Origin of the sequence: Clostridium psychrophilum (assembly GCF_018861705.1) — a bacterium.
Taxonomy (GTDB): domain Bacteria; phylum Bacillota; class Clostridia; order Clostridiales; family Clostridiaceae; genus Clostridium_AD; species Clostridium_AD psychrophilum.
Window position 1 is genome coordinate 1 of sequence record NZ_JAHLEC010000202.1, and the last position, 2825, is coordinate 2825.

1 protein-coding gene is annotated in these 2825 nt (G+C 30.5%); it reads right to left on the minus strand.

Annotation, left to right across the window (positions count from 1 at the left end; translation table 11 throughout):
- Positions 1-295: 295 nt before the first annotated feature.
- The gene (gene metG, locus KPL38_RS18875) at positions 296-2239 is read right to left on the minus strand and encodes a methionine--tRNA ligase (protein ID WP_312884281.1); all 1944 of its coding nucleotides are present in this window, start codon (positions 2237-2239) and stop codon (positions 296-298) included.
- Positions 2240-2825: the final 586 nt, after the last annotated feature.

Genomic DNA, 2825 nt, shown 5'->3' on the forward strand with positions numbered 1-2825 from the left:
TAGTACACATGTCTTGAGATATTTCTATTAATATTTTTGAGTTACAATCCAAAATCCACATCCTAATTATTCCAGTTAATGTTTTTTCATAAGATAGTTAACACTATCCTATTTCTCGTAGTACAACCCAATTATTAATTGTTTTGCCCTTTGTAATTGTCAATATTAGTTGTTTCAACTTGCTATAAATCTTTAGTTTTTAAAATTGTGTGACACAAAACTGCTTTAAGTACTTAAGTGAAAAGACAAAAACATGAAGTCTAATTTACTAGCACTTCATGCTTTTAAATCAAAATTATCTTACTGTACTTCCAGTAGGCAATTCGCCAGGCACTGATATTGCAAATATCTTGCTATCATCTTCTGTTGCTGCTGCAATAATCATTCCTTGTGATAATTCACCTCTTAAAGTGACAGGTTTTAGATTAGCTACTAGTACTACATACTTACCAATTAAATCTTCACTCTTATAATTCTTAGCTATTCCTGAAATTACTTGTCTTACTTCTCCACCTAAATCAACTTTTAATTTAAGAAGCTTTTTAGATTTTTTCATAGGCTCGCATTCTAATACTTTAACTACTCTCATATCTATTTTATTAAAATCTTCTATAGTTATTTCTTCTTTTACTGGCTCCATAGTAGATTTCATTGTTAATTTTTTTTGCTCTTCTACAAGCTTATCAAGCTCTTCTATTTTTGCTTCTACATCTATTCTTGGGAACATAACTTCTCCTTTATTAACTTTAGTTCCAGGAGTTGTTCCATCAAATGATGATAAACTGTCCCAAGTAATAACGTCTGCATTTATTTGAGCATTTATTTTTTTACTTGTAGTAGGCAAAAAGGCTGATATTAATACTGATATCATTCTTAATGATTCTACTAAATTGTATAATACTGTACCTAATCTTTCTTTTTTTGTATCATCTTTTCCAAGTATCCATGGTGTGGTTTCATCTATATATTTATTAGTTCTTCTAATTAATGTCCAAACATGATCAAGTGCTTCAGGAATTTTAAGATCATCTATAGCACTTTCTACCTTACCTGGAATTGAAAGAGCAAGTCGAATAAGTTCATTATCCACATCAGCTTTTTCTGCTGGTTTTGGTATAACACCATCAAAATATTTTTCTATCATAGTTACTGTTCTAGATAATAAGTTTCCTAAATCATTAGCTAAGTCTGAATTTGTTTTCTTTATAAATATTTCATTAGTAAATATTCCATCAGACCCAAACGGTATTTCATGAAGCAAATAATATCTTACAGCATCCACTCCAAATTGATTAACGAGTATTACTGGATCTACTACATTTCCTCTAGATTTTGACATTTTTACTCCACCATCAAAAAGAAGCCATCCATGACCGAATACTTGTTTTGGAAGAGGTAAATTTAATGCCATAAGCATTATTGGCCAATAAATTGTATGAAATCTTAATATGTCTTTTCCTATTAGATGTACATCGGCTGGCCAAAATTTATCAAAAAGAGATGTATCTTCTCCATTATATCCAAGCGCCGTTATATAGTTTGCCAAAGCATCTACCCATACATATATAACATGTCCTGGATCAAATTCTACAGGTATTCCCCAGTCAAAGGTTGTTCTTGAAACACATAAATCTTGAAGACCTGGTTTTAAAAAATTATTTATCATTTCATTTTTTCTTGATTCTGGTTGTATAAACTCGGGATGAGTCTCTATATATTTTATAAGTCTATCAGCATATTTTGACATTTTGAAAAAGTATGCTTCTTCCTTTGCTTTCTCTACAGGTCTTCCACAATCAGGGCATTTCCCATCTACTGCTTGAGTTTCTGTCCAAAACGATTCACATGGGGTACAATACCATCCTTCATATGCGCCCTTATATATGTCACCTTGATCATATAATTGCTTAAATATTTTTTGAACTGCTTTTTTATGATATTCATCTGTAGTTCTTATAAACTTATCATAGCTTATATCCATCATCTTCCATAGTTCTTGTATACCAGCTACTACTTTGTCTACATACTCTTTTGGAGTAACTCCTTTTTCCTGGGCTATTCTTTGAATTTTTTGACCATGTTCATCTGACCCTGTTAAGAACATTACATCATAACCTGTGAGCCTCTTAAATCTAGCAATTGCATCAGCTGCAACTGTTGTATAAGTATTCCCAATATGTAACTTCGCTGATGGGTAATAAATTGGTGTAGTAATATAAAAAGTTTTTTTAGTCATAATTTTCTCCTGCCTCTCGTATTTAAATTATTTATAGGTCTTTGCTTTTATTCACATCATATTTAACTTTAAATTACAATAATCTTGCTTGCTATTATTGCCTGGGAAATAGAAAAAGCCTCTAAACAGAAAAATTTCTGTTTAGAGACGTATTTAACGTTTTACCACTCTAATTCATTCATACATCACTGTAAGAATCTCAATAGGTGATTATTATCACCTGTCAATATAACGGTTGAACCCGTATTATCTCAATAATAAAATTAAAAAGTCTACTTTTTAGTATACTTTTTACGTTTTTACTAAAACAATCTGCTTAGAGGCCATGTTCATAAACTAGCATGCTACTGACTTCCACCATCTTCAGCTCTCTTTTAACATTTAGTCTTATTACTCTTCTCATCATTGCATTTATTAAAATAATTGTATTGCAAACAAATCCTTATGTCAATAATTTTTTCCAAAAACTATTGAATTATTATGATCGAATTGTGATAATGTCCTATTATACCGAATTTGATTATGTCCCAAAAAGAATATAGTATAATAAAACCTCATGACTAAGAAATGAGGTGGACAAAATCAGAAA